Source organism: Opitutus sp. sgz309028 (assembly GCF_059821195.1).
Map to the genome: position 1 here is coordinate 1,283,098 of NZ_JCAMRR010000002.1, position 26,579 is coordinate 1,309,676.

21 protein-coding genes are annotated in these 26,579 nt (G+C 65.3%); 18 read left to right on the forward strand and 3 right to left on the reverse strand.

Annotated features, from left to right (window positions below; all coding sequences use genetic code 11):
- Positions 1-135 precede the first annotated feature (135 nt).
- A complete protein-coding gene (locus AC6RV7_RS11050; RefSeq protein ID WP_500094034.1) occupies positions 136-3,900 on the reverse strand; it encodes a carbohydrate binding domain-containing protein in 3,765 nt (1,254 codons plus the stop codon).
- A 151-nt stretch (positions 3,901-4,051) separates the two neighbouring features.
- On the opposite strand from AC6RV7_RS11050, the gene AC6RV7_RS11055 reads away from it, so the two are divergent.
- Complete coding sequence (locus tag AC6RV7_RS11055; RefSeq protein WP_500094035.1) at positions 4,052-5,461, forward strand: glycoside hydrolase family 28 protein; 1,410 nt, start codon at positions 4,052-4,054, stop codon at positions 5,459-5,461.
- 15 nt (positions 5,462-5,476) lie between these two features.
- Here AC6RV7_RS11055 and AC6RV7_RS11060 read toward each other — a convergent pair whose 3' ends face one another.
- Positions 5,477-6,361 carry a polyprenyl synthetase family protein gene (locus AC6RV7_RS11060; protein ID WP_500094036.1) on the reverse strand — a complete coding sequence of 295 codons (885 nt, stop codon included), beginning with the start codon at positions 6,359-6,361 and terminating at the stop codon, positions 5,477-5,479.
- Between the two features lie 131 nt (positions 6,362-6,492).
- Between AC6RV7_RS11060 and AC6RV7_RS11065 the strand changes: the two genes are divergently transcribed.
- From AC6RV7_RS11065 to AC6RV7_RS11130, 14 genes are all read left to right on the forward strand, one after another.
- Positions 6,493-6,762, forward strand: a complete 270-nt coding sequence (locus tag AC6RV7_RS11065; protein ID WP_500094037.1) for an FmdB family zinc ribbon protein — start codon at positions 6,493-6,495, stop codon at positions 6,760-6,762.
- Between the two features lie 54 nt (positions 6,763-6,816).
- The gene (locus tag AC6RV7_RS11070) at positions 6,817-7,467 is read left to right on the forward strand and encodes a hypothetical protein (RefSeq protein WP_500094038.1); all 651 of its coding nucleotides are present in this window, start codon (positions 6,817-6,819) and stop codon (positions 7,465-7,467) included.
- A 72-nt stretch (positions 7,468-7,539) separates the two neighbouring features.
- The gene (gene murJ, locus AC6RV7_RS11075; protein WP_500094039.1) at positions 7,540-9,129 is read left to right on the forward strand and encodes a murein biosynthesis integral membrane protein MurJ; all 1,590 of its coding nucleotides are present in this window, start codon (positions 7,540-7,542) and stop codon (positions 9,127-9,129) included.
- On the forward strand, positions 9,126-10,094 hold the full coding sequence (locus tag AC6RV7_RS11080; protein ID WP_500094040.1) for a bile acid:sodium symporter family protein: 969 nt from the start codon (positions 9,126-9,128) through the stop codon (positions 10,092-10,094). The genes murJ and AC6RV7_RS11080 overlap by 4 nt, the downstream gene beginning before the upstream one ends.
- A 5-nt stretch (positions 10,095-10,099) precedes the next feature.
- Positions 10,100-10,396 (forward strand): GNAT family N-acetyltransferase, encoded by a 297-nt coding sequence (locus tag AC6RV7_RS11085; protein WP_500094041.1) that lies wholly within the window; start codon positions 10,100-10,102, stop codon positions 10,394-10,396.
- 79 nt (positions 10,397-10,475) lie between these two features.
- On the forward strand, positions 10,476-11,117 hold the full coding sequence (locus AC6RV7_RS11090; RefSeq protein WP_500094042.1) for a TetR/AcrR family transcriptional regulator: 642 nt from the start codon (positions 10,476-10,478) through the stop codon (positions 11,115-11,117).
- A 104-nt stretch (positions 11,118-11,221) separates the two neighbouring features.
- Complete coding sequence (locus AC6RV7_RS11095) at positions 11,222-11,464, forward strand: hypothetical protein (RefSeq protein ID WP_500094043.1); 243 nt, start codon at positions 11,222-11,224, stop codon at positions 11,462-11,464.
- Between the two features lie 58 nt (positions 11,465-11,522).
- Positions 11,523-12,749 carry an efflux RND transporter periplasmic adaptor subunit gene (locus AC6RV7_RS11100; protein WP_500094044.1) on the forward strand — a complete coding sequence of 409 codons (1,227 nt, stop codon included), beginning with the start codon at positions 11,523-11,525 and terminating at the stop codon, positions 12,747-12,749.
- Positions 12,750-12,870: 121 nt separating this feature from the next.
- Positions 12,871-16,041 (forward strand): efflux RND transporter permease subunit, encoded by a 3,171-nt coding sequence (locus AC6RV7_RS11105; protein ID WP_500094045.1) that lies wholly within the window; start codon positions 12,871-12,873, stop codon positions 16,039-16,041.
- A 40-nt stretch (positions 16,042-16,081) separates the two neighbouring features.
- Complete coding sequence (locus AC6RV7_RS11110; RefSeq protein WP_500094046.1) at positions 16,082-16,861, forward strand: SDR family oxidoreductase; 780 nt, start codon at positions 16,082-16,084, stop codon at positions 16,859-16,861.
- 35 nt (positions 16,862-16,896) lie between these two features.
- Positions 16,897-18,339 carry an efflux transporter outer membrane subunit gene (locus tag AC6RV7_RS11115; RefSeq protein WP_500094047.1) on the forward strand — a complete coding sequence of 481 codons (1,443 nt, stop codon included), beginning with the start codon at positions 16,897-16,899 and terminating at the stop codon, positions 18,337-18,339.
- 125 nt (positions 18,340-18,464) lie between these two features.
- Positions 18,465-19,718 carry an MFS transporter gene (locus AC6RV7_RS11120; protein WP_500094048.1) on the forward strand — a complete coding sequence of 418 codons (1,254 nt, stop codon included), beginning with the start codon at positions 18,465-18,467 and terminating at the stop codon, positions 19,716-19,718.
- Positions 19,719-19,819: 101 nt separating this feature from the next.
- Positions 19,820-20,245: an OsmC family protein gene (locus tag AC6RV7_RS11125; protein WP_500094049.1), complete on the forward strand. Its 426-nt coding sequence runs from the start codon at positions 19,820-19,822 to the stop codon at positions 20,243-20,245.
- A gap of 14 nt (positions 20,246-20,259) precedes the next feature.
- The gene (locus AC6RV7_RS11130; RefSeq protein ID WP_500094050.1) at positions 20,260-21,330 is read left to right on the forward strand and encodes an NADH:flavin oxidoreductase/NADH oxidase; all 1,071 of its coding nucleotides are present in this window, start codon (positions 20,260-20,262) and stop codon (positions 21,328-21,330) included.
- A gap of 29 nt (positions 21,331-21,359) precedes the next feature.
- On the opposite strand, the gene AC6RV7_RS11135 is transcribed toward AC6RV7_RS11130, so the two are convergent.
- Complete coding sequence (locus AC6RV7_RS11135) at positions 21,360-21,926, reverse strand: pseudouridine synthase (protein ID WP_500094200.1); 567 nt, start codon at positions 21,924-21,926, stop codon at positions 21,360-21,362.
- A 115-nt stretch (positions 21,927-22,041) separates the two neighbouring features.
- Here AC6RV7_RS11135 and AC6RV7_RS11140 point away from each other — a divergent pair, with 115 nt between their 5' ends.
- The 3 genes from AC6RV7_RS11140 to tkt all read left to right on the forward strand — a co-directional run bounded on the left by AC6RV7_RS11140 (position 22,042) and on the right by tkt (position 26,383).
- On the forward strand, positions 22,042-23,037 hold the full coding sequence (locus AC6RV7_RS11140) for a zinc-binding dehydrogenase (RefSeq protein WP_500094051.1): 996 nt from the start codon (positions 22,042-22,044) through the stop codon (positions 23,035-23,037).
- Between the two features lie 118 nt (positions 23,038-23,155).
- Positions 23,156-24,223, forward strand: a complete 1,068-nt coding sequence (locus AC6RV7_RS11145; RefSeq protein ID WP_500094052.1) for a mannose-1-phosphate guanylyltransferase — start codon at positions 23,156-23,158, stop codon at positions 24,221-24,223.
- 171 nt (positions 24,224-24,394) lie between these two features.
- A complete protein-coding gene (gene tkt, locus AC6RV7_RS11150) occupies positions 24,395-26,383 on the forward strand; it encodes a transketolase (RefSeq protein ID WP_500094053.1) in 1,989 nt (662 codons plus the stop codon).
- Positions 26,384-26,579: the final 196 nt, after the last annotated feature.

Sequence of the window (26,579 nt, forward strand, 5' to 3'; positions counted from 1 at the left end):
CGCCTCGCCCCGCGACGACTTACGCCCGGGAAACCGCCCAAAAAACCAACCACGCAACATCCAGCCGCGCGACAGCTGCGCCGGCGAAGTTTTAAGTGTCATACATTATATGACACTCTGGTTTGGGCGCTCGGGTCAGGGAGTAGGGTTGACGACGAGGGTGGCGGTGACGTCGTGGCCGTTTTCTTCGAGAACGGCGCGGTTCGATTGCGCAGGCAGCAGCGTGCCGTGGGAATCGCTGCCAGCGACGAACTTCACCTGCGTGAAACCGCTCACTTGCACGTGTGCCGCGTTCTCCTGCAGCAAACTGCCGCCCGTGATGCGGACGTCGCTGGACGAACCGAGCAGGATCGCGGGGGTGGCGAGAGCCTCGGCGGCAATGTTGCCCAGATAAACCGGTCCGGTAAACGCGACGCCGGGCGCATATACACCGGCAAGACCGCGCTCCGCGGAGAAATGGGCGTTCGCTGCGCGCAGGCCACCGAAGCGGCCATTCGTGCTCGCGATGGCGACGAAGGCCACGTCGGCGATACCGTCGTAGTGAGTGTTGGCGTGTCCCACGAACAACGGGCTGCCGTTCGTCGCCGGATCGTTCGTCGCGCTCACCGGTTTCGTGATGTCAAAATGTCCACTCGGGTCGTTGGCGGTCGCACGGCCGACCGTGAAGATCGACAGATTGGTCCGTTCGTCGGCTCCCACGATCACGATGCCGGCGCGGCCCCGCATGTAGTTGATGCCTTGAGTGTAGTTTTGCGGTGGCGCGGGCGGCGTCCAATCCTGCAGCACGAGCGACAACGTGCCCGGACCGCTGAATTCCACCTGTACGATGTCGTGGTTCAAATCGATGAAGGATGTCCGGGTGATTTGGTTCAGCGTGTAGTCCGCGGTGACTGCCTCGGCCGGCCCGGTGACCAGGACTTGGTCGAACGTGTTGCCGTTGGGATGCCGGACGTTCGCGTCGACCTCGCGTCCTTCGCCGATGACTTTCGCGTTGCTCGTGCCGCCGACGATCAATTGAGCGCTCGCCGTCGTGCCGTGCGCATTCATGAGCAGCGTGCGATACAGACCGGTTTGCGCCGGACCGAAGTTCAGCAGCGACAAGGTCGGCTCCGTGGCGTCTTCGATCTCCGAGCCGTTGCGCAGCCACGCAATCTCAGGAACGGGCGAGCCGTCGATCGCCGCCGAAAGGGAAACGTCGTCGCCGAACTCCGCGGAGGACATCGCCGGCATTTTGAGCACGGACGGTGCAGCGGCGGGGCCGGGGGCGATCGCGATCTCATACCACAGCGTCGTGCCGCTTTGTCCTAAAACGAACTGCGCGCGGCCGGCATGATCCACGACGGGCACGGCGACCGTGCGCGTGCCGCGGCCGTCCAACGCCCAGACGGAGACGCGGCTCGCGGCCACCGGCAACGTGATCGTTGCCGGAATCACTTCGACGAGCGTGGGCGCGTTGCCCCACTGGCTGCCGAGCGACGTGTGTGTCGGGTCCTTCCAGACCTGGCCGGTGTTCTCCTGATCGCCGGTGGCGACCAGCACGGCGCGCGCGGCGCCCTGCTGATCGAAAGCATAGCCTTCGAGGAGCGTCAGACCGATGGTGCACCAGTCCTGACGGGTGCCGCCCGGCGCGATGATGACGCCGCCCAGATTGAAGCTGCGGCCGTTGACGAAACCGACGACGGCCTTCGAACGCGGTGTATCCAACGTCACCACCCCTTTGCTCGCGGCGGACACATCCCAGCGCAATTCGCCGGTGTCGGCCGCAAAAACATTACCCGCGGGTGCGGCGGGCGGCGTGGCGAGTCCGCTGGCGTTTTCGCCGATGCTGAGATCGACGCGGCTGATGAGCGCGGTCGCCGCGGGCATGCCGAGATGCGAGCCGTCCGCGATCGACCAGGCGCCGCCACGGGTGCGGGCAGTCTCGATTTCGGCAGTCGGTGTGAGCGGCAACGTAAAGGATTGCCGGGCGCTGGCGACGTCGCCGCGACGGAACATCGCGGCGGCAAGAAGGTTGTTCGCCAGTTTTCCGGCGTGTCCGCCATGGTCGAAGTAACCAGTGACGAACTCGCTGGTGCCGGTCTTGTAGTCAAAAAACCAGATGCTGTCCCAGTCCTGCAGCGCGCCATACATCGCGACGAGCAGCGGTCCCTCGCTGCCGTAGGTGTTGGGCGCGGCGTGTTCATATTCGGTGACGTTGTGCGGGCGACCGCGCATGCGCTGGCGGGCGATGCCGGTGAGCGTGTTCGCATCCGGCGAGTTGACCATCGACGTATTCGCCACGGTCCACAGCTCCGGATCGAAATCGTGCCCCGCGGGAAACACGGGATGCTGCCAGTAGCTGTGCGAGTCCATCGCGTCCATCGCCACCTGTGTGTTCGGCGCGCTGTTGGAGAGGATGGTGGCCCAGACGATCCCGTGAAAACCGACGCTGTTCACGAGATGGGATTTCATCGCCTCCCAGTAGGTCTTTTCGGTCGCGAGGACGAAGGCGACCCAGTCGCGGGTCTGCGCCGCGGTGGCGCTCGCGATCGAAGGGTTGTGTTTCACGATTGGGATCGTGCTGCTCTCCAGATTCACGCCGGCGGGAAGTCCGCCGATCGCGCCGCCGGGCTGGAGTTTTATGTCGGCGAGCGACACCGTCGTCACGCGGTCACCAAAGCCGTTGAACACGAGCCGCACGCTCGGCTCGGCGGCGGAGGCCTGGAAGGTGGCGGTGTAATTCGCCCAGGTGACACCCAGCGTCGCGTTCAGCGAGGCGTTGACGGCGGAGTAGTCGGACGGGCCGGTGCGTGTCAGCGTGGCGGAGAGCGGTGTGGCGGCGGTGGCCTTGGCCCAGAAACTCAGGGTGTAGCTTTTCCCGGCTTCGAGCGAGAGGTTGCCCTGGGTAAACTGAACGTGCCAGCCGGCGGTGCCGGCGGTGGTCACCGCGATCCGAAGCGACGATTGTTGATTCGTGAAGTCGTTCGCCGCCGTCGCCGTGGCGGCGGCGCCGGAGTGGCGCTCAAGGGTCCAGGAAGCGTCGCCGGTGGAGAAGGAGCCGTTGACGAGGCGATTGGCGCCAAGCGGTTCGTCGATCGCGCCCCAACCGGCGAGGAGCGCGGCCGTGCTGGCGTATTTGCTTTTCAACCACGAGTTCCACTTGGATTGCAGCGCGGCGGCATAGGGCGCGGGTAGGGTGTCGAGCACGTTTTCATACCATTTCTGCAGCAGACCGTTCTCGTTCATGATCTCGACGAACGCGACCGCCGGATCCTGGGCGAGCGAAAGGCCGTTGCGGTAGGGATTCGGCGCGGTGAGCAGTTTCGTGGCGTATTCCCGATGCAGCGAGAGGGCTCGCTCGTCGAAGAACCCGAGGATGTGCTGATCCTTCCAGCCGAGCTGCACGATTTCCGGGCCGAGCCCGTCGGTGGCTTGAAACTCACGCGAGACGAGCAGGTTGATGTCGGAGTGAATCCCGTGCGCCGCGAGTTGCGCGACGAAGTAGTGCAGGCGATCGAGGCGTTCCGCAGAGAGCGTGCGGGAGCTGCCGCTCGCGTAGTCGACGAGGACGTTGGCCTTGTCCCACGGCGCCTCGAGGTGATGAAAACGCACGGCGTTGAAACCGAAACGCGCGAGGCGTGCGGCGTGGGCTTCGGCGCGATCGCGGGAAGGAAACGCATCGGCGGACGTGACGTTGACGCCGAGAAAACGCAGGCGCTTTCCGTCGAGCTGATAGTGTCCGGCAGGTGTGACGCTCACCCGCGGAGCGGTCGTGGGAATCGGCTCCTGCCAGCTTTGAAGATTCGTGATACCGGTGGACGCGTCGTTCCACGGCATCGTAAACGGCTGCAGGGCGGCGCCGGCGAGCGAGACGAGAAAGCAGGGCACGACGAATCCGACGAAGCGGACGTGGGGTAACATGCAGCATTTATCCGCGATCGTGCCAAATGCCGCAATTTTGAAGATATGTGAGCGTTTGCTTCGGACTCGCCAAATTTTGCCGGCTGGCAAGAGGTGGAGTCACCCCGCCGGAAACGTCCGGCATTCGTCTTGGTTAAACCCTGTTTCTTCGATGAAAACCCTGCTCATTCGTGCTTTCGTGTGGTTCGTTGCTGCGGCCGGAAGCCTGTCGGCTGCGTCGGTAAACGTCACCGATTTCGGCGCCTTCCGCGGCGAGGTTGCGGCCGACACGGCGCTGATCCAGCGGGCGATCGACGCCTGTGCGGAGAGCCGTGGCGGGCGCGTCGTCGTGCCGGGTGGCGCGCACGTGACGGTGGGTTCGATCCGGCTGCGTTCGCATGTGGATCTGCATCTGGAGCGCGGCGCGGTGCTGCTGGCGACGCCGCGGCACGAGGAATTTTCGATCACGAATCCGTATCCGGTGACGACGCGGCCGGGCGACGTGGCGCCGCAGATGGGCGTGATGATTTACGCGGACGAAGCCGAGGACGTGGCGATCAGCGGCTACGGCACGATCGACGGTAACAGCCCGGCGTATGTGGAGGAGCGCGGCGTCGAGATCGACAAGGCGAAGCAGTTTCGGCCCTACACCGTGGTGTTTCGCGCGAGCAGGCGCGTGACGTTGCGCGACGTCACGATTCGCAACGGCGCGTTCTGGACCGTGCGCACGCTCGGCTGCGACGACGTGCTGATCGCCGATATCCGGATCGACAACAGCCTGCTCATGCCGAACAACGACGGCATCGACATCGACTGGTCGTCGAACGTGCGGATCCGGGATTGTCACATCGTGTCGGGCGACGACTGCATCGCGCTGAAAACCGCGCCCGAAAACATGGGCATCACGCAGCCGTGCGAGAACATCGTGATCACCGGCTGCACATTGAAGTCGCGTTCGTCGGCGATCGTGATGGGCAGTGACGTGATCGGCACGATCCGCGACGTGGTGGTGTCCGACTGCGCGATTCGCGACAGTCATCGCGGCGTATCGGTGCGGTTGAACATGTCGGGTACGATGGAGCGGATTTCGTTTTCCAATCTCGTGATCGAAACGCGGCTCTACGATCCCGCGTGGTGGGGACGCGGCACGCCGATCGACGTCGTGGTGACGCCGTGGAACGAGGTCACGACGCCCGGCCGCGTGCGCGACATCCGTTTCAGCAACATCCAGGCGCGCGGGGAAAACGGCGTCGTCGTTTACGGTTACAGTCCGGGTTTGCTCGAGCGCGTGTCGTTCGACCGCGTGGCGGTCCTCATCGACAAGACGACGGATTACGCGGGCGGGCAGCAGGATTTCCGGCCGGCGCCAGCGAATGCGTTTCCAGATCTTCCGACGAGCGGCTTTCTGCTGCGCAACGCGGCGGGCGTTTCGATTCGCGACTGCCGCGTGACGTGGGGCGAGCACCGGCCGGAATACTACCGGCACGCGTTGGACGCGGAAGCGTGTCCCGATCTCGAGGTGCGCAATCTCGTCGGCGAATCCGCGCACCCGGAAAAATTCGCCGCGCGGCTCGTGCGCTGATCCTGCGCCGCGCGCTCAGCGCGTGCGGCTGACGAGCGAAAGGACGAGCGCGTCGAGAAACGCGCGCTCGCCGTCGAGGTGCGCGAGCGCATCGCGAGCAGACGCGGTGTGACGCTCCGCCAGCTCGCGGGCGCGGGCGAGGCCGTGAACCTTGACGAACGTCGTCTTGTCGGCGCGCGCGTCCTTGCCGGCGGTTTTGCCGAGCGTCGCGCTGTCAGCGGTCGCATCGAGGATGTCGTCGACGATTTGAAACGCGAGTCCGAGGTCGCGGCCGAGCTGGCGCAGCGTGTCGATGTCGTTGGGCGTGGCGCCGGCCACGAGTCCGCCGAGGACGAGCGAGGCCTCGATCATCGCGGCGGTTTTGTTGAGGTGAATGAATTCGAGCTCGTCCGGCGAGGCGTCGGCTTTTTTCTCGGCGAGCAAATCCGCCATTTGTCCGCCGATCAGGCGGCGGCTGCCGGCGGCGTCGGCGAGCTCGCGCACGAGCGCGTTGGCGAGCGCGGGATCGGCGGCGTAGGCCGTGGAAAGAAGCGCGAATGCGTGCGTGAGCAACGCGTCGCCGGCGAGCAGGGCGGTGGCTTCGTCGAACGCCTTGTGCGCGGTGGGGCGGCCGCGGCGAAGGTCGTCGTTGTCCATGCACGGCAGGTCGTCGTGGATCAGCGAGTAGGTGTGCACGCACTCGATGGCGACGGCGGCGGGAAGGGCGGCCTCGTCGCGGCGGCCGAAAAGCTCCGCGGTGGCGAGGACGAGGACGGGGCGGAGGCGTTTGCCGCCGGCGTCGAGGCTGTAGCGCATCGCCTCGTGGATCCGCGCGGGGCGCGTGGAGGCCGCGGGCACGTGCCGGGCGAGGCCGTGTTCGACGCGGGCGGTGAGGCGACTGAGTTCGGCGGCGAAATCCATCGCCCGTTTCGCTGAGGTAAAAGTCGAACCGGGGCAAGCGGGCTTTGGTTCGGACGGGCCGCGGGATGGAAGGGCAGAAACGCACTCGCCAAGCGTCGCGGCGCTTACCATAACCTCGCGCTTTTCTCACCATGCCTACCTACGATTATGCCTGCCCGAAGTGCGGCCACGCCTTCGAACAGTTCCAGTCGATGAAGGATGAGCCGCTCAAGAAGTGCCCGAAGTGCAAGAAGACCGGCCTGAAGCGTCTCGTCGGCGGCGGCGCCGGCCTGATCTTCAAGGGATCCGGTTTCTACATCACGGACTACAAAAAGAAGCCGGCCGAAAAGTCCGGCGGCGACTCCGGCAGCGCGGCGAAAAGCGAGTCAAAGCCCGCCAGCGACGCGAAGGCGGCGAAGTAAAGCTCGGCAGGCCGCACGGTTTCTGTTTCGTAACCGCGCGGCCCCTTTCCCTTGATGAACAAGAAACTCGAGCGCGAACTCAACGGACCCACCTGGACGGAAGTCATCCTTGGCGCGCTGTTGAGCCTGCTGCTCGGCATCGCGCTTGCGGCGGTTTACCTTGCGCTCAAACCGGTCACGACCGTGAAGGCGCTGCCACAGGAGCCGGCGCCGGGTGTCGTCTATTACATCGAGGGTTCAAGAAATTCCGTCAGTCTCAGCGCGCTCGCAGCCAAGCAAAAGACGTTCATCGAAGGCGGTTCGATCGAGCTGACGGAGGATGAAGTGAATCAGTTCGTCGGCGCGGCGGCGAAGACTGCGGTCACGGCCGACGCCGCGCAGAATGTCGGCGCGGGCGTGCCGAATTTCCGGATCCGCGACGGTGTCATGCAAATTGGGATACCGCTGCAGCTCGACGTGGCCGGTTTTGCGCCGCGCGTGATCCTGCAAGCCCGCGGCGGCTTCGAGAAACGCGGCGACGTTTTCGTGTTCAGCCCGAGTGAACTTTATCTCGGCTCGTGTCCGCTGCAGCGTGTGCCAGCCGCGACCGGGCTGGTGATGAAACGCATTTATGGTTCGCTCAACGTGCCCGAAGAGATCGCCACGGCGTGGCGGCAGTTGTCGGACGTTTCCGTCGAGGGATCGAAGCTGCGGCTGACCATGTGAGGTCGCGCGCGGCGGGAGCGCTCGCCGCGTAAGGACTTGCACGCGTCCGGCGTCGGTTCGAAAACAGGTCCGGTGTCGAAGCACATCAAACACATCGGGATCGTGTCCGCGCTGACGATGGCGTCGCGCCTCCTCGGCCTGGTGCGCGAGAGCCTGACGGCGGCGGTGTTCGGCACGGGCGCGCTGGTGTCGGCATATTTCACGGGCTTTCTGCTGCCCAATCTGTTTCGGCGCTTGCTGGCGGAGGGTTCGTTGACGGCGGCGCTGGTGCCCACGCTCAACGACGAGATGAAGGACGGTCAGCGCGAGCGGGCGTTCCGGCTCGTGAGCCAGGTGACGAGCTGGCTCGGGCTCACGGTGACGGTGCTCGTGGCGCTGGCGATGCTCGCCCTGAACCAGGATGGCGCGGTGCGCTGGTTCGGCGCCGCGGTGCATGCCGAGCCGGATACGATCGCGCGCTGGACGCTGGCGGCGTGGTTCGCGGTGATCCTGTTTCCCTACCTGCTGTTCGTGTCGCTCGCGGCGGCGTTCAGCGGGGCGTTGCAGACGTTGCAGCGCTTCGTCGAGCCGGCGTTGTCGCCGATCTGGCTGAACCTCGCGATGATCGCGCCGCTCGCGGCGGCGCGCTGGGTGTGGCGCGCGGAGGAAGCGACGCAAGTGTTGTGGTTGTGCGGCGGCGTGCTGGTGGGCGGGTTTTTGCAGATGGCGGTGCCGGCGTGGGCGTTGATGCGCGAAGGCTGGCGACCGCAGTTCGATTTCACGTTGAGCGGGCCGGTGCGCGCGATTCTGCGCTTGATGGGGCCGGCGGTATTCAGTTCGTCGATATATCTGATCAACATGAGCGTTTCGCGGTTGATCGGTTTGTCGCTCAACGACGAGGCGGTGGCGGTGCTGAATTTCGCGCAGCGGTTGATGGAATTGCCCATCGGGGTGTTTGCGGTGGCGGTGTCGACGGTGGTGTTTCCGCTGATCTCGCGCTACGCGGCGGCGGGCGACACGGCCAATCTCGCGGCCGCTTATCGGAAAGGCATGCGGCTGATCCTGGTGATCAACGTCCCGGCGGCGGCGGGCTTGGCGCTGCTCGCGCTGCCGATCATCCGCGTGATTTTTCAGCACGGGGCGTTCGATGCGGCGTCGACCTCGTCGATGACGCCGGTGTTGGTGGCCAACGCCCTCGGGCTGCCGTTCTTCTCGTTCGTGAACCTGGCGTTGCGGGCGTTCTATGCGCAGAAGGATACCACGACGCCGGTGAAGGCCGCGGTGCTGAGCTTCGTGGTGAACGTGGCGTTGAGCATCGCGCTCATGGGCCCGCTGTCGACGTTGGGACTCGCGATTGCGAGCACGGTCGCGATTGCCGTGCAGGCGGGTTACCTGCAGTGGCATCTCGCGCGGCGGCACGACGGGTTGGCGTTTCACCACCTCGCGCGGGACCTCGGCAAAGTCGTCGCCGCGAGCGCGATCATGGCGCTGGTCGTCGCGGCGGCGTGGTGGGCGTGGCGCGGTGCGGTGCCGGCGTCGAAGGTTTCGGACGCGGTTGCGATCCTGACGATCATCGGCGTGGGTGTCGCGACGTATGGCGGCGTGTTGTGGGGATTGAAGATCGAAGGACGCGAGGAATTGAAAGCGATGCTGCTGCGGCGGCGTCCGCGCGTGAGCGCATGAAGCTCAAGATCGATTGGTTTCTGCTCGGGATGGGGGTGGCGACGCTGCTGGCGTGGCTCTTTCCGGAGCCGGGCGCGGCGGGCGGCTGGCTGCAGCCCGAATTGCTGACGAAGGCGGGGATCGCGCTGATCTTTTTTCTGCACGGGCTGGCGCTGTCGTTTGCCGCGCTGAAGGCCGGCACGCTGCGCTGGCCGCTGCATTTGCTGGTGCAGGCGAGCACGTTTCTGCTGTTTCCGCTGCTCGGTCTCGGGCTGGTGAAGGCGATCGGCGCGCGTGTATCCGAAGAATTGATGCTGGGGCTGTTTTATCTGTGCGCGCTGCCGTCGACGGTGTCGTCGTCGGTCGCGCTCACCGCGGCGGCGCGGGGCAATGTCGCGGGCGCGCTCTTCAACGCCACGCTCTCGAGCATCCTGGGCGTGTTTCTTACGCCCTTGTGGGTGGCGTGGGTCTTGCAGGCGAGCGGGGAGACGCAGTCGGTATGGCCGGTGATGGTGGATCTCGCGAAGTGGCTGCTGCTCCCTCTGGCGCTGGGGCAGCTGTTTCGGCCGCTGCTCGGCGCGTGGGCGGCGCGCAACAAGACGACCATCAACGCGGCCGACCGCGGCACGATCCTGCTGCTCGTTTACACGTCGTTTTGCGATTCGTTCAAGGAAGGCATCTGGTCGGAGAATGGGTGGGGGACGCTGCTCGTCGTCGTGGCGCTCTCGCTCGGGCTGTTCACGCTGGTCATGATCCTGGTCGCCTGGGTCGCGCGGGCGGCGGGTTTTTCGCGGGCGGACCGGATCGCGGCGATGTTCTGCGGTTCGAAAAAGACCCTCGCATCCGGCGTGCCGATGGCGCGGTTGATTTTCGGAGCGCATCCGGGGATCGGCGTGATCCTGCTGCCGATCATGATTTATCACCCCCTGCAACTTGTGATCTGCGGCGTGCTCGCACAGCGTTGGGCAAAACGAACGGAGGACTAAAAACCATGGCAACACCTGCTGCTCCCGACGACATCGCGGTCACTCACAACGAAGCCGAAAGCCGCTTCGAAACCCAGGTTTACGGCGAACTCGCCGTATGCGACTACCACCTGGAAGGCGACCGGATGGTCTTCACGCACACCTACGTCCCGACCGAGCTGCGCGGCCGCGGCGTCGCGCAGAAACTCGTCCGCACGGCCCTCGAGTTTGCGCGAGAAAAAAACTACAAGGTCGTGCCGCAGTGCTCTTACGTGGCGGTTTTCATCGAGCGGGAGAAAACCTTCAAACCGTTGCTCGCCTGAAGCCGCCGCCGTTTGCACCAGCGGAAAAGTGGAGATTCCGCTTGCAATAGATAAATGGTCAACTATCGCTTTCGCCAACATGGGTAGGACCTCAGATGCCGATCAACGCTTGATGGACGCCGCGCTGGAGCTCGTCTGGAGCCAGAGCTACGGCGCCGTCACGATCGACGACATCTGCAAGCGGGCGGAGGTAAAGAAGGGGAGTTTCTATTACTTCTTCGATTCCAAGGAACAGCTCGCCGTCGCCGCCTTGGATCGGCTGTGGAATGAAGATTGGAAGCCGCGGATGGACACCATCTTCTCGGCTTCGGTCGAGCCGCTGCAGCGCTTGAAAGACTTTCTGGCCGGCATTTATCGCCGGCAAAGCGACACCAAGAAACGCACCGGCCGGATGCTCGGGTGCCCGGTCGCCTCGGTCGGTTCCGAAGTCGGCACGCAGGAGTGTAGCATCTGCGCGAAGACCCGCGAACTGGTTGGCCGGAAGCGCCGCTACGTCGAGGCCACGGTGCGTGAGGCGATCGCCGACGGCTCGCTCGAGCCAGGCGATCCGGTGAAGCGCACCACCGTGCTGATGAGCTTCATCGATGGACTGACCCTTCAGGCGCGGATGCTTAACGATCCCGAAATCCTAAAGGACCTTGCGGAGCTGGGCCTGGAAATCCTGCGGATTCGCGAGCAGCAGCCGCAGCCTCCTTCCGCCGAAGTGCTCGCCGCCCGGTAAACGTTTTCTCGAATCCAAATTCTACCGCCAGCGCACCTCGTCCGTGCGCTCTTTTTTCCGCCAAATACTAGATAACTAGTCAACTATTCAACCGAAACGTCACCATGATTCCTCGCTCCCGCACCTTGGCCTTGAATGGACTTCGCGCCGCCCGGACCTCGAGCGCTCGCATCTACGCTGCCGGCGCGGATCCGAAATTCGGACGTCGACCCGAACCGAAGCTCTTCCGCTTGGAGCCGGCTTTTCCCAATCCGCCTCCAGGCTCGGCCGCGACGGCCGAGCCGCGGGTTTTCGCGCCGGGCCTCGTCGATCGTCTCGAGGCGCCGCTCACACGTTATCGCGAATGACGCTCCGCGTTCCCCCGGACGCTTTTCCCTTCACTGATCGTTAACACACACACACATCATGTCTGCCCAATCCACCGCGCGGTCGCCGCGCATCCGGCGCCGCACCGCGCTGACCTTGGCGAGCGCCGCGCTCGCCGTGTCGCTCGCTACCTACACCGTCACCCGCGCCACTGCGGCTGACGAAAAACCTGCCGCCGCCGCGCCGCCCGCCCCGAAGGTCACCGTCGCGCCGGTCGAACAGCAACTCGTCACCGACTACGAGGAAATCACCGGCCGCGTCGACGCGACCGAAACCGTCGAGCTCCGCGCACGCGTCTCCGGCCATATCGAGGCGGTGCGTTTTCAAGCCGGTCAACTCGTCCGCCAGGGCGACGTGCTGTTCTCGATCGACCCGCGCTGGTATCAGGCGCAGCTGACGCTCGCCACCGCGCAGGTCCGGCAGGCGAAGGCGCACGCCGAGGTGGCCGAGCGCGAGGCCGAACGCGCCGAGACGCTCGTCAAAGCCGCGGCAATATCCACCGAGGAGGCTGAAGCGCGACGGTCGCGCGCTCTGGAAGCGATGGCGGCGCTCGCCTCGGCGCAGGCCGCGCTCGCTTCGGCCCAGCTCGACTTCGAACACACGCAGGTGCGGGCGCCGATCGACGGCCGCATCAGTCGCGCGTTGGTCACGGCCGGCAACCTGATCTCCGGCGCGCCGGGCAACGCGACGCTGCTCGCGACCATCGTGTCGGAGGGCGAGGCCTACGTTTACGCTGACATCGACGAGGCGACGCTGCTCAAGTTCAACCGGCTGCTCCGTGAAAATCGGCTCAAGCTCGAAAACGGTCGCGTGCCGGTCGAGATGCAGCTGGCCGACGAATCCGGGTATCCGCATCACGGTTACATCGAGTCGACGGACAACCGCCTGAATCCGGCGACGGGTTCGTTGATGCTGCGGCTCGTCTTTGCGAATTCCGATCGCTCGCTGGTCCCCGGCCTGTTTGCCCGGGTGCGCGTGCCCGTCGGCGCGCCGCGGTCGTCGTTGCTCGTCAGCGAGCGGGCCATCGGCACCGACCAAAGCCAGAAATTCGTGCTGGCGGTAGCCGAGGACAACACAGCGGTTTACCGCTCCGTGAAGCTCGGTGGTTCCGTCCGCGACAAGCGCGTCGTGCAATCCGGCCTGCAGCCGGGCGATCGCGTGATCGTCAACGGCCTGCAGCGAGTCCGCCCGGGCATGCGCGTCCAGCCCGAAACCGCTGTCGCGACCGCCGCCGAACTTTCCACCGCGACCGTCGCCCAGCGCTAAAAAGCAGGGCGGGCTCTGACCCGCCCTCAACTTTCCCCGACCGGCGGGCCGAATCCCTGCCATCCGCCAGCGCTTCATCGCGTGCTCCAGCTACTGCTTTGCCCGCTCACCGCCATCCGTCATGAACTTCTCCGATTTTTTCATCAAACGTCCGATCTTCGCCGGCGTTCTTTCGATTGTCATTTTCCTCGTCGGCGCGATCGCGCTCTTCCGGCTGCCCATCAGCGAGTATCCGGAAGTCGTGCCGCCGACCGTTGTCGTTCGCGCCGTGTATCCAGGCGCGAATCCGAAGACGATTTCCGAGACCGTCGCCGCGCCGCTCGAACAGGCGATCAACGGCGTCGAGCACTCGCTCTACATGTTTTCGCAGGCGACGAGCGACGGCGTGATGACGCTCACCATCACGTTCAACCTCGGCACCAATCTCGATAATGCGCAGGTGGAGGTGCAGAACCGCGTCTCGCAAGCGCTGCCGAAGCTGCCCGAGGAGGTGCGCCGGCTTGGCGTCACCACCACGAAGACCTCGCCCGATCTGCTCATGGTCGTGCACCTGTTTTCGCCCGACGGTCGCTACGACGACATTTACGTCCGCAATTACGCCACGCTGCAGGTGCGCGACGTCTTGAGTCGGTTGAACGGCGTCGGCCAGGTGCGCGTTTTCGGTTCGGGCGATTACGCGATGCGCGTCTGGCTCGACCCTAACAAGGTCGCCGCCAAAGGCCTCACCGCGTCCGAAGTCGTCGCGGCGATTCGCGAGCAAAACGTCCAGGTCGCCGCCGGTGCGGTCGGCCAGCAGCCGACGTCCTCGGCGGTCGCGACCGAGCTGTTGATCAACACGAAGGGCCGTCTCGCCACGGAAGACGAATTCGGCGCGATTGTGGTGAAAAGCGGCCCGGGCGGCGAACGCGTGCAATTGCGCGACGTCGCGCGTCTCGAACTCGGCGCGTCGGAGTATGCGTTGCGCTCGCTGCTCAACAACCAGGCGGCGGTCGCGCTGCCGATCGCGCAGCTTCCCGGCTCCAACGCGATCGCGACGTCCGACGCCGTGCGCGCGACGATGAAGGAGCTGAAGAAGAATTTCCCCGACGGTCTCGACTACGACATCGTTTACGACCCGACGATCTTCGTCCGCGAATCGATCAGCGCCGTCGTGCACACGCTGCTCGAAGCGATCGTGCTGGTTGTGCTCGTCGTGATCCTGTTCCTGCAAACCTGGCGCGCGTCGATCATTCCGCTCGCGGCCGTGCCGGTGTCGCTCGTCGGCACGTTCGCGGTGATGCACGCGCTCGGTTTTTCCATCAATGCGCTCTCGCTGTTCGGACTCGTGCTCGCGATCGGCATCGTGGTCGACGACGCGATCGTCGTCGTGGAAAACGTGGAGCGAAACATCGCGCTCGGGAAGTCGCCGATGGAGGCGACGCGGCAGGCGATGCGGGAAGTCACGGGGCCGATCGTCGCGACCGCGCTCGTGCTGTCGGCGGTGTTCATTCCGACCGCGTTCATCACCGGCCTGACGGGACAATTCTACAAGCAGTTCGCGATCACGATCGCGATTTCGACGATCATCTCGGCGTTCAACTCGCTCACGCTCTCACCCGCGCTCAGCGCGATCCTGCTGCGCGATCATCATGCGCCGAAAGACGTCCTGACCCGCGGAATGGATCGCGCCTTCGGTTGGTTTTTCCGGCCGTTCAACCGCTTCTTCGCGTGGGCATCGGACAAATATTCCAGCGGCGTGGCGCGCGTGATTCGCGTGTCGGCGGTCGCGGTCATCGTCTATCTGGGCCTGCTCGCGCTGACGGCGTTTTCGTTCAAGAAGATTCCGAGCGGCTTCGTGCCGACACAGGACAAGCAATACCTCGTCGCCTTCGCGCAATTGCCGTCGGCCGCGTCGCTCGATCGCACCGACGCCGTGATCCGCCAGATGAGCGACATCGCGACGAAGCATCCGGGGGCCGACTACGCGATCGCGTTTCCCGGACTCTCGATCAACGGCTTCACGAATTCACCGAACAGCGGTATCGTCTTCGTGCGTCTGAAGTCGTTCGAGGAGCGGAAAACGAAGGAGCTTTCCGGCCAGGCGATCGCGCAGCAGCTGCAAAAGGAATTCTCGCAGATCCAGGACGCGTTCATCGCGATCTTCCCGCCGCCGCCCGTGCAGGGCCTCGGCACGATCGGCGGTTTCAAACTCTACGTCGAAGATCGCGGCGACAACGGCCTCGACGCGCTCTATGGCGCGACGCAGTCGCTGATCGCAAAGGGCTATGAGACGCCCGAGCTGACCGGCCTGTTCTCGAGCTTCACGATCAACACGCCGCAACTCGACGCCGACGTCGATCGTGTGAAGGCGAAGGCGCAGGGTATTCCGCTGCAGAACGTTTTTGAAACGATGCAGATCAATCTCGGTTCGCTCTACGTGAACGACTTCAACCGCTTCGGCCGCACCTACCAGGTCGTCGCGCAAGCCGACGCAGAATTTCGTGATCGGCCCGACGACATCCTGCGGCTCAAGGCGCGCAACCAGGCCGGCGAACTCGTGCCGCTCGGCTCGATCGTGAAGGTTCGCGAAACCTACGGACCTGATCGCGTGATGCGCTACAACGGCTATCCTGCGGCCGAAATCAACGGCGCGGCCGCGCCCGGCTTCAGCTCCGGCCAGGCCGAAGCGGCGATCCAGCGGATCGCGAACGAAACGCTGCCGCGCGGCATGGCGCTCGAGTGGACCGAGCTTACGTATCAAAAGATCATCGCGGGCAACGCCGGCATCTGGATCTACCCGTTAAGCATCCTGCTCGTATTCCTCGTGCTCGCGGCGCAATACGAAAGCTTCCGGCTGCCGTTCGCGGTGATCCTGATCGTGCCGATGGCGCTGTTCTCCGCGATGCTCGGCCTCTGGCTGACGCGCGGTGAGAACAATGTCTTCACGCAGATCGGCCTCATCGTGCTCATCGGTCTCGCGGCGAAGAACGCGATCCTGATCGTCGAATTCGCGGTGAAGCGCCGCGAAGAAGGCGAGGGGATCGTCGAAGCGGCGCTCGACGCCGCGCGGCTGCGGCTCCGCCCGATTCTGATGACGTCGATCGCGTTCATCGCGGGCGTTTTCCCGCTCGTGATCGGCACGGGCGCCGGCGCCGAAATGCGCCGCGCGATGGGCGTCGCGGTGTTCGCCGGCATGATCGGCGTCACCTTCTTCGGCCTCTATCTCACGCCCGTGTTCTACGTGCTGCTCGAAAAGCTCGGTTTGAAAAAGCCGGCACCGACCGCCCCCGCGGTCGAAGCGCAGCACGCGTAAACTCCACTTCTCGCTAAAAAGTCTCTGAACCACTCTTCCCATGAAGAACAATTATCCGTCCTCGTCCCTTGTTGAAAAAACCGCACTCGTCACGGGCGCCACGTCCGGCATCGGTCGCGCGACCGCACTCGCGTTTGCCCGCGAAGGCGCGCGCGTGGTCGTCGCCGGTCGCCGCGAAAAGGAAGGCCAGGACGTCGTCGCCGAAATCGTCGCCGCGGGCGGCGAAGCGATCTTCATCCGCGCTGATGTCACCCGCGAAGACGATCACATCGCGCTCGTCGAGCGCACGCTCGCGGCGTTCGGCCGGCTCGATTTCGCGTTCAACAATGCCGGCCTGCTTGGCCCCGCGGCGTTGATCACCGAGCAGACCGTGCGCGATTACGAAGCGATCTTCGATGCGAACGTGAAGGGCGTGTTCTTCGCGATGAAGCACCAGATTCCCGCGATGCTGCGCCACGGCGGCGGCGCGATCGTCAACAACGCGTCGATCGGCGGGAGCGTCGGCTTTCCCAATGTCGGACTGTATGTGGCGAGCAAGCACGCGGTCGTCGGTCTGACGAAATCGGCCGCGCTCGAACTCGCGCCGCAGGGCCTGCGCGTGAACTGCGTATCGCCGGCGGGAATACAGACGCCGATGTTCGATTCGCTGTTCGGCGCCGGCGAGACCGAAGCCAAGAAGGCGATGGCGGCGCAGCATCCGGTCGGACGTGTTGGCACGCCGGAGGAAGTCGCCTCGGCGGTCGTCTGGCTGTGCTCGCCGGGCGCGTCCTTTGTCACCGGCCACGATCTGCTGGTCGATGGCGGTTTTACGGCGCGGTGAGCCCGCAACGCCGCTGAACGATCGCAACCCTTCCGATGAAAACCTCTTTATCTTTTCTTCTCTCCAGTGTGACGGCTTTCGGCGCGTTGCCGGCGGTCGGTCCCAACTACGTGCAGCCCGACGCGCCGGTCGCGGAAAGTTTTCGCGACGCCGAATCGCTCGGCGCGTGGAAAACCGCGACGCCATCCGACGCGCTCGAGCGCGGCGACTGGTGGAGCGTGTTTTCCGATCCGGCGCTCGACGAACTCGAACGCGCGGCGCTCGCGGGAAACCAGGACATCCGCGCGGCGGCGGCGCGGGTCGAACAAGCGCGTGCCGTCGCCGGACTCGCGCGAAGCACGTATTGGCCGCAAATCGCGGTCGGCGGCGCGGTCGTGCGCGAACAGACGTCGACCACGACGGACAACCGCTTTCCGCAGGATCTGACCACGACCTACAGCGCACCCTTGAGCGCGAACTGGGAGCTGGATCTTTTCGGGCGCGTGCGTCGCCTGAACGAAAGTGCGCGCGCGGCGGCGGAAGGCAGTGCGGCGGAATTCGAAGCCGTGCGGCTGACGCTCACGGCGGAAGTGGCGTCGACCTATTTCACGTTGCGGGCGCTGGAGCGCGAACACGCCTTGCTCGATGAAACGCTCGCGGTGCGACGCCGCGCGCTGGAACTCGTGCGCGCTCGCGTGAGCGGCGGCGCGGCGGCCGATCTCGATGCGGCGCGAGCGGAGACGGAGCTTGCTGTCACGGAAGCGGAGGTCGCCGCTTTGGAAAACCGACGCGCGTCGGCGCAGAACGCCCTCGCGGTGCTCGTCGGCCGGCCTGCGCCAGACTTTGAACTTCCGGCGCAAGCCGTCGCGCTCGTGCGGCCGCCTTCGACTCCGGCCGGCATGCCATCGGCGTTGCTCGAACGGCGTCCGGACATCGCCGCGGCGGAACGCGCACTCGCGGCGGCCAATGCGCGGATCGGGGTGGCGAAGGCGGCCTTTTTCCCGGCGATTTCCCTGACCGGCTCGGCTGGCTACGCGGCGGGCGACATCGATCGGTTGTTCGAAACGGATTCGCGGACCTGGTCGATCGGTCCGCGGCTTTATCTGCCGATTTTTCAGGGCGGTCGGAATCGCGCGAATCTCGCGCGCAGCCGCGCCGCTTACGAGGAAGCGGTCGCGGGTTTTCGTCAGCAAGTGCTGGTGGCGTTTCGCGAGGTGCAGGATGCGCTGACGACGACGCGTTTGCTGGCGGAAGAATCGGCCGCGCAGGACCGCGCGCTCGCGTCGGCCAGGCGCGCGGTGGGTCTCGCGCAAACGCGTTACGACGCCGGTTTCGTTTCCTATCTTGAGGTGATCGAAGCCCAACGCACCGCACTCGCGACCGAACGCGCGGCCACGCAACTGACGGCACGCCGGCTGAATGCGAGCGTGGCGTTGATCAAGGCGCTCGGTGGCGGCTGGCACCGACCGACGGACGGGTTGCTGGTCGCCCAGCGATGAGCACAGCGGCCGCTGGAAACACTTTGTAACTGACGTGCGCCGGCGCGTGTCCATCACCGCCGTTGCGATTGGTTGTTCCGCCACTCGCCACCACACCTTCCCTTATGCGACAACTTTCCGAACGAATGCTGCTGCTGCTTTTGGCCGCGGTGCAGTTCACGCACATCATGGACTTCATGATCATGATGCCGCTGGGGCCGCAGCTCATGCGCGAGCTCGGCATCGGACCGGGCCAGTTCAGCGGATTGGTCGCCGCCTACACGATCAGCTCCGGCGTGGTGAGCCTGCTCGCGGCGCCGTTCATCGATCGCTTCGACCGCCGCAAGCTGCTGCTGTTCGTCTATGCGGGGTTCACGCTCGGCACGACGGCGTGCGCGTTGTCGACCGATGCGGGAACCCTGCTGGTAGCGCGCGTGTTGAGCGGCGCGTTTGGCGGATTGTCGATGGCGACGGTGCTGGCGATCGTGAGCGATGTAGTGCCAGCGGCACGACGCGCCTCGGCGATCGGGATCGTGATGACGGCGTTTTCGGCCGCGGCGGCGCTGGGCGTGCCGTTCGGTTTGGAACTGGCGCAACGCTTCCGCTGGGAAGCGCCGTTCTTCCTGATTGCGGCGATCGCGGTGCCGATGTGGCTGGTGGCGTTCAACGGCGTGCCGCCGATTCGCGGCCATCTGGAAGCGAAACCGAAGGCGCGGCTGGCGGCGTTTCTCGAGTTGCTGCGCGATCGCAACGCCGGCCGGGCGCTGCTGTTCATGGCGGTGCTCGTGCTCGGACATTTTTCGATCATTCCGCTGATGTCGCCGCATTTCGTCGCGAACGTCGGCTTGCCGGAGCGCGATTTGTTTCTCGTCTATCTCGTCGGCGGTGTGCTCACGGTGTTCACCGGTCCGCGGATCGGGCGGCTGGCGGATCGTTACGGGCGCCGGCGCGTGCTGACGGTGCTCACGCTCGTGGCCTGCGTGGTCACGCTGGCGATCGCCAACACCGGACCGCTGCCGGTGTGGGGTGTGCTGACGCTGACGGCGTTCTTCTTTGTGTTCGCGAGCGGCCGATTCGTGCCGGGGCAGGCGATCGTGACGCTCGCGGTGCCGCCGTCGCGCCGCGGCGCGTTCATGAGCCTGAGCGGCTGCGCGCGCGATCTCGCGTCGGGCCTCGCCTCGACGATCGGCGGCGCGGTGGTCGTGAAATCGGCGGATGGCCGGCTCGCGCATTTCAACTGGCTCGGCTGGATCGCGGTCGCGGCGAGTCTTACGGCGGTGTGGCTCGCGCAGCGCGTGCAGGTCAACGAAACCCAAGCGTCGGCGACCGCCAGCCGGCATCAACGCGAGCAAGCTAATCCCGCCACGGGCGCCGCTGGCGAGCCGTTGTTGGAGGTGTAGGCGGCACGTTTTCGCAGCTTGGACTGGCGCGGCGGCGTGAAGTGCTTTCACTGCCCGGCTGCGTTCAACGCAGAAACCAAACCCTAAATCCTCAAATCATTATGAAACGAAAAGCCTCCGCCGTCTGGCACGGCGACCTCAAGTCCGGTCGTGGCACGATCTCCACCGACAGCACGGTGTTGAAGGAAACCCAGTATTCCTTTGGCACGCGCTTCGAAAACGGCCCCGGCACGAATCCAGAGGAGCTGATCGGTGCCGCGCACGCGGGCTGTTTCACGATGGCGTTGTCGGCCGAGCTGCAGAAGGCGGGCTTCACGGCCGACACGCTTTCGACGACGGCGACGGTGACGCTCGAGAATCATCCGCAGACCAGCTGGACCGTCACGCAGATCCATCTCGAGACGACCGCGAAGGTGCCGAACATCACGCCCGAGCGGTTTGCGGAAGTCGCCAATGGCGCGAAGACCGGCTGTCCGATTTCGCGACTCCTCAAGACCGAGATCACGCTCAACGCCAAGCTCACTTAAAACCTAAAGACACCATGCCGCACCTCTTCGAACCGTTCACCCTGAAGTCCATCACGCTGCGCAATCGCATCGGCGTTTCGCCCATGTGCGAATATTCGTCGAACGACGGCGTGGCGAACGACTGGCATCTGGTGCACCTCGGTTCGAGAGCGGTGGGTGGCGCGGGTCTCGTGATCGCCGAAGCGACGGCGGTGTCGCCGGAGGGCCGCATCTCGCCGGGGGATGCGGGCCTCTGGGCCGACAAACACATCGAGCCGCTGCAGCGGATCAACCGCTTCATCAAACAACACGGCGCCGTGGCGGGCGTGCAGCTTGCGCACGCCGGTCGCAAGGCCGCGACCGCCGCGCCGTGGGACGGCGGCGATCATCTGGCGGACGAGGCGGGCGGCTGGACGCCCGTCGCGCCGAGCGCGATTGCGTTTGGCGACGGACTCGACCGCGTGCCGCACGAGCTGACGATCGCGGAGATCGCGCAGGTGCGCGACGATTTCGTTTCGGCCACGAGACGTGCGCTCGACGCGGGCTACGAGTGGATCGAGCTGCATTCAGCTCATGGATACCTGAGCCACCAATTTCTTTCGCCGGTGGCGAATCGGCGCACGGACAATTATGGCGGCAGCTTTGAAAACCGGATTCGCTTTTTGTTGGAAACGACGCGCGCGGTGCGGGCGGTCTGGCCGGAGCGGCTGCCGCTGACGGCGCGGTTGTCATGCACGGACTGGATCGAAGGCGGCTGGGACATCGAGCAATCGGTGGAGTTGTCGCGGCGGTTGAAGGCGGAGGGCGTCGACCTGATCGATTGCAGCACGGGCGGCATCGCGCCGAACGTGAAGATTCCCGTCGGACCGGGTTACCAGGTTCAGTTTGCGGAGCAGGTGCGGCGCGAGGCGGGCATCGCGACGGCGGCGGTGGGGCTGATCACGCAGCCGGAGCAGGCCAACGAAATCGTGCAGAGCGGAAAGGCCGATCTCGTGCTGCTCGCGCGGGAGTTTTTACGCGACCCGTATTGGCCGGCGCACGCGGCGCGGGCGCTCGGTCACGCGGCCGCGGTGCCGGCGCCGAAGCAGTATGCGCGCGCCTGGTGAGCGTCGCGTCGCGGGGACGCAGGCCGCGTTTACTGAAATACCGCGGCGCGCTCGTCGCCATTGAGCTCGCGCCATTCGCCGGCGGCCAGCGAGCCGAGCGCAAAGGCGCCGATCCGCACGCGCAGTAAGCGCAGCGTGGGATGTCCGATGGCGGCCGTCATGCGGCGGACCTGACGGTTTTTGCCTTCGACGAGCTCGAGCGCGAGCCAGCAGTCCGGGACGTTTTTTCGAAAACGAATCGGCGGATCGCGCGGCGGGATTTCCGGTGCGGGCTCGAGGCGGCGGACGTTGCACGGTCGCGTGCGGAAATCGCCGAGATCGAATCCGCGGGAAAGTTGCGCGAGCGAGGCGGGCGAGGGGAGACGTTCGACCTGCGCCCAGTATTCGCGGCGGTGCTGTTGGCGCGGATCGAGCAGGCGGGAGTTGAGCCCGGGCTCGTCGCTCAGCAGCAGAAGTCCTTCGGAATCGGCGTCGAGCCGACCGAGGGGATAGACGCGGGGCGGAAAGCGGAAATCGGCGAGCGTGCGCCAGCGCGAACCGGGCTCCGGCGTGAATTGCGAGAGGACGCCGTAGGGCTTGTGAAACGCGAGCAGCACGGCGCCGAGTAGGATCGATGCCGCGGCCGTGCACAAGCGTCGCGCAGGAGCTTCGTCTGTTGGTTTGCGTGTCGCGGCGAATCCGGCTTGATAGATGCCGATTCTTTCAAAGCTCATGCGCGCTACTCGAGTTTCCGCTCCCCATCAGATCGAAATTGCCGAGGTTCCGAATCCGGAAGTTCAGCCCGGGCAGGTGGTGGTCGAGGTGCGCGCGGCGGCGCTGAACCATCGCGACGTTTGGATCAAGGCGGGGCAATATGCGGGTGTGACGTTTCCGTGCATCCCCGGGTCCGACGGCGCGGGAGTGGTGACAACGGTCGGCTATGGCGTCGACGCGAGCTGGGTCGGACGCGAGGTCGTGATCAATCCGAGCCTCAACTTCGGCCGCAACCCACGGGCGCAGGCGACGAATTTTTCCATCCTCGGTCTGCCGCGTCCGGGCACGCTGGCGGAGCAGGTAATGGTGCCGGTCGAGCAACTGGCGCCGAAGCCGGAGCATTTGACGTGGGAGCAGTGCGCGGCGCTGCCGCTCGCGGGGCTCACGGCGTGGCGGGCGGTGGCCTCGCGCGCGAATGTCGTCGCCGGCGAGCGCATGTTGATCACGGGGATCGGCGGCGGCGTGGCGCTGTTCGCGCTGCAGTTCGGCCTCGCGTTGGGTGCGGAGGTGTGGGTGACGTCGAGCTCGGACGAGAAGATTGCCCGCGCGGTGGAGCTCGGGGCGAAGGGTGGAGTGAATTACACGAAATCGTCCTGGACGCACGATCTGGCGGCGCAGGCGGGGCGTTTCGACGTGGTGGTCGATAGCGCGGGTGGACCCGGCTTCGACGCGCTGATCGATCTGGCGGCGTCCGGCGGGCGGATTGCGGTTTACGGCGCGACCCGGGGAAATCCGCCGGCGCTGGCGTTAAGGAAGATTTTTTGGCGGCAGCTGTCGTTGCTTGGCACCACGATGGGATCGCCGATGGATTGGGAGGCGATGCTGCGCGCCGTGAGCGAGCATCGGCTGGCGCCGATCGTGAGCGCGGTGTTTCCGCTGGCGCGGGTGGAGGAGGCGTTTGCGGTGATGGAGCGCGGCGACCAGTTCGGGAAAGTGGTCGTGCAGATCAAGTGACGGTGCGGTTTCGGTGTGGAGATGCGCGCGCGATGCGTGTCAGCGCGGGAACTGCCGGAGGTTTGTGCGTTCAGGCTTGGACTTCCGGTAACGACCTTGATTAATCGAGCACACACGCATGACTGAGAATCCCAACGCCTTCGTTTGCATCATGGCGGGCGGCAGCGGCGAGCGGTTCTGGCCGATGAGCCGGCAGCGCACGCCGAAGCACCTGTTGAAACTTTTCGGCGATCGCACGCTGCTGGAGGAGACCGTGCATCGCCTCGAAAACGTGGTGCCGCGCGCGAATATTTTCATTCTCACGAACGACGTTCAGCTCGCGGCGACGCGCGAAGCGCTGAGCTTTCTCGCGCCCGAGCAGATCGTGGCGGAGCCGGCGAAACGCGACACGGCGCCGGCGGCTGCGCTGGCGACCGGACTCGTGCGCGCCCGCAATCCACAGGGCGTGATGGCGCTGCTTCCCGCCGATCATCTGATTCACAACACCCGCCGGCTCGCGGAGCAGCTCGCGGCAGCCCTGGCGCGGGCGGCGACGACGGACGCGCTGCTGACGTTCGCGATCAAGCCGACGTATCCGTCGCCTGGATTCGGCTACCTCGAGATGGGCGACGCGGTCGCGCATCCCCCGGAGCTCGGCCAGGTGCGGCAGGTGAAGCGTTTCGTGGAAAAGCCCGACCTCGCCACCGCCGAGCGCTACGTGGCCAGCGGAAACTACGCCTGGAACGCCGGCATGTTCATCTGGCGGGCGTCGGCCTTCGTGGCCGAAACCGAGAAGCATGCGCCGGAGCTGGCGAACTTTGTGAAGGCGTTTCCGGCGGGCGATCCGACTTCGTATCTGGCGGAGAAATTCCCCCATCTGCCGAAGATTTCCGTCGATTACGCGGTCATGGAAAAAGCCGCGCAGGTGGAGACGATCGTCGCGGAATACGATTGGGATGACGTCGGCATGTGGACCTCATTGCCGCCGCATTTGCCGGGCGATGAGAACAGCAACGCCGTGCGCGGCACCGTTCTCGGCGTGAACGCGAAAAACAACATTGCGATCAGCAACGGCCGCACGGTCGCGCTGGTGGGCGTCAGCGACCTCGTCGTGGTGGAAACCGCCGATGCCGTTTTGGTGTGTCACCGCGACGCGGTGCAGGATATCAAGAAACTAATGCCGCTGCTGCCGAAGGAACTCCTTTAACGAGCGCCTGACGGATTTGGACAGGGCAGTGGAGTCCGGCCGTCAGCCGGCCGGGCTCGCCTCACGGTCAAGACCGCCGGTGCTTGGCAGTGCGTGCATTTGGCCCAGCGTCCTGGTTTTTAGGCTTCACGGGTCGCCAGCCGCTCCGTAGTCGTAAACCTTCTTATCATCATGACGCTCCAAACTCCTCTTCTTGCCAAGGCAGCCAACCAAGCGCGCGGACTCGCCATCGATGCGGTGCATGCGTGCTCTTCCGGGCACCTTGGTCTGCCGCTCGGAGCCGCCGAGATCGGCGCCGTGCTTTACGGCCACGCGCTTTCGCACAACCCGGAGCGTCCCCGCTGGATGAACCGCGACCGCTTCATCCTCTCCGCGGGTCACGGCAGCATGTTCCTTTACAGCTGGCTGCACCTGAGCGGCTACGACGTCCCGCTCGAGCAGGTGAAGAAGTTCCGCTCGCTGCACAGCATCACGCCGGGCCATCCCGAGTTTCATGAAACGCCGGGCGTCGAGTGCACGACCGGTCCGCTCGGCCAGGGCGTGGGCAACGCCGTCGGCATGGCGGTCGCGGGCCAGATGGCGGCGGCGCGCTTCAACACCGCGGAGCATCCGATTTTCGATTACCACGTCGTGTGTCTCGCCGGCGACGGCTGCATGCAGGAAGGCGTGGCGATGGAGGCGGTGGAGTTCGCCGGCCACCAGAAACTCGACAACCTGATCCTCATTTACGACTCGAACGACGTGACGCTCGACGCGATGGCGGAAAAGACGCAGAGCGAAAACACCGCCGCGCGTTTCAAGGCTATCGGCTGGGATGTGCAGACGGTCGACGGCCACGATATGCCTGCGTTCCTGAAGGCCTTCAACAAGGCGAAGAAGACGAAGTCCGGCAAACCGCAGCTGATCGTCGCGAAGACGCTGATCGGTCGCGGCATTCCCGAAGTCGCCGGCACGGCCAAGGGGCACGGCGAGGGCGGGGCGAAGTTTGCCGATGCGGCTCGCGCGGGTCTCGAACTGCCGGCCGACCAGCATTTCTACGTGAGCGACGACGTGCGCGCATATTTCGCGAGCCACAAGGAGCGGCTCGTGCGGGCGTGCAACCGCTGGCACAAGACCTACAAGGCTTGGCGCGAGGCGAATCCCGAAAAGGCGGCGCTGCTCGATGCCGGGCAAACCGCTCCGAACGCCGCGGCGCTGCTCGAAAAAATCCCGACCTTCCCCGCCGACGCGAAGCTCGCTTCCCGCGCCGCCGGCCGCGATGTGTTGCAGCCGATCGCCGCGGAGCTCCCGCTGCTCATCGGCGGCAGCGCCGATCTTTATGGCTCGACGCTGAACTACATCGCCTCGGACAAGGATTTCGATCCGAGCAATCGCACGGGACGCAACATTCGTTTCGGTATTCGCGAACACGGCATGGCGGCGATCGCCAACGGCATCGCGTATGACGGGCTGTTCCGTCCGAGTGTGGCGACGTTCCTCGTGTTTGCCGATTACTCGCGTCCGTCGATGCGCCTCGCGGCGCTGGCCAAGCTGCCCGTGATCTACATCTACACGCACGATTCGATCGGCGTGGGCGAGGACGGCCCGACGCACCAGCCGGTGGAGACCGTTTCCAGCCTGCGCTTGATTCCGAACTTCGACGTGATCCGTCCGGCCGATCCGGAGGAAACCGCGGGCGCGTTCGCCGCGGCGGCGGAGCGCATGGATGGACCGACGCTGCTCGCGCTGACACGCCAGACGCTGCCCCTGTTGAACGACATCGATCCGCAGCTGCGCCGCACGGGCGTGTTGAAGGGTGGCTACATCGCGGTGCGCGAGACGGCGCCGCTCACGCACATCCTGCTTTCGGCTGGCAGCGAGGTGCAGCTGGCGATCGCCGCGGCCAAGACGCTCGGCGCCGGCGTGCGCGTCGTCTCGATGCCGTCGTTCCACCGTTTCGATCAGCAACCCGCTGAGTATCGCGAGAGCGTGCTCCCGTCGTCCTGCCGCAAGCGCGTCGCGATCGAAGCCGGCGTGACCGCGCTTTGGTACAAGTATGTGGGCGCGGACGGCAAAGTGATCGGCATCGATCGCTTCGGCCTGAGCGCGCCGGGTCCGGTCGTGTTCAAGGAGCTCGGCATCACGGCGGACGCCGTGGTGGCGGCCGCTCAATCGCTGTAACGTCCGACCCCAAGGCGATCCGGTCGCCTGCTTTTCGCTCTGCAGGGCGGCTCTTCACGGGCCGCCCTTTTTGCTTGGGTGCCGCCGCGGGCGTGAGACCAAGCACCCTAAGGGGAGCATCAGGGGAAAACGGAGGTTGCGTAACAGTATGGAGGTAAAGGCAACTACGGACTTGCGCTTTTGATTAGGGTCCTAA

What these genes read in the sequence shown, in the direction of transcription:
- AC6RV7_RS11050 (WP_500094034.1), bottom strand. Translation starts at nt 3,900, where the DNA reads ATGTTACCCCACGTCCGCTTCGTCGGATTCGTCGTGCCCTGCTTTCTC.
- AC6RV7_RS11055 (WP_500094035.1), top strand. Translation starts at nt 4,052, where the DNA reads ATGAAAACCCTGCTCATTCGTGCTTTCGTGTGGTTCGTTGCTGCGGCC.
- AC6RV7_RS11060 (WP_500094036.1), bottom strand. Translation starts at nt 6,361, where the DNA reads ATGGATTTCGCCGCCGAACTCAGTCGCCTCACCGCCCGCGTCGAACAC.
- AC6RV7_RS11065 (WP_500094037.1), top strand. Translation starts at nt 6,493, where the DNA reads ATGCCTACCTACGATTATGCCTGCCCGAAGTGCGGCCACGCCTTCGAA.
- AC6RV7_RS11070 (WP_500094038.1), top strand. Translation starts at nt 6,817, where the DNA reads ATGAACAAGAAACTCGAGCGCGAACTCAACGGACCCACCTGGACGGAA.
- AC6RV7_RS11080 (WP_500094040.1), top strand. Translation starts at nt 9,126, where the DNA reads ATGAAGCTCAAGATCGATTGGTTTCTGCTCGGGATGGGGGTGGCGACG.
- AC6RV7_RS11085 (WP_500094041.1), top strand. Translation starts at nt 10,100, where the DNA reads ATGGCAACACCTGCTGCTCCCGACGACATCGCGGTCACTCACAACGAA.
- AC6RV7_RS11090 (WP_500094042.1), top strand. Translation starts at nt 10,476, where the DNA reads ATGGGTAGGACCTCAGATGCCGATCAACGCTTGATGGACGCCGCGCTG.
- AC6RV7_RS11095 (WP_500094043.1), top strand. Translation starts at nt 11,222, where the DNA reads ATGATTCCTCGCTCCCGCACCTTGGCCTTGAATGGACTTCGCGCCGCC.
- AC6RV7_RS11100 (WP_500094044.1), top strand. Translation starts at nt 11,523, where the DNA reads ATGTCTGCCCAATCCACCGCGCGGTCGCCGCGCATCCGGCGCCGCACC.
- AC6RV7_RS11105 (WP_500094045.1), top strand. Translation starts at nt 12,871, where the DNA reads ATGAACTTCTCCGATTTTTTCATCAAACGTCCGATCTTCGCCGGCGTT.
- AC6RV7_RS11110 (WP_500094046.1), top strand. Translation starts at nt 16,082, where the DNA reads ATGAAGAACAATTATCCGTCCTCGTCCCTTGTTGAAAAAACCGCACTC.
- AC6RV7_RS11115 (WP_500094047.1), top strand. Translation starts at nt 16,897, where the DNA reads ATGAAAACCTCTTTATCTTTTCTTCTCTCCAGTGTGACGGCTTTCGGC.
- AC6RV7_RS11120 (WP_500094048.1), top strand. Translation starts at nt 18,465, where the DNA reads ATGCTGCTGCTGCTTTTGGCCGCGGTGCAGTTCACGCACATCATGGAC.
- AC6RV7_RS11125 (WP_500094049.1), top strand. Translation starts at nt 19,820, where the DNA reads ATGAAACGAAAAGCCTCCGCCGTCTGGCACGGCGACCTCAAGTCCGGT.
- AC6RV7_RS11130 (WP_500094050.1), top strand. Translation starts at nt 20,260, where the DNA reads ATGCCGCACCTCTTCGAACCGTTCACCCTGAAGTCCATCACGCTGCGC.
- AC6RV7_RS11140 (WP_500094051.1), top strand. Translation starts at nt 22,042, where the DNA reads ATGCGCGCTACTCGAGTTTCCGCTCCCCATCAGATCGAAATTGCCGAG.
- AC6RV7_RS11145 (WP_500094052.1), top strand. Translation starts at nt 23,156, where the DNA reads ATGACTGAGAATCCCAACGCCTTCGTTTGCATCATGGCGGGCGGCAGC.
- tkt (WP_500094053.1), top strand. Translation starts at nt 24,395, where the DNA reads ATGACGCTCCAAACTCCTCTTCTTGCCAAGGCAGCCAACCAAGCGCGC.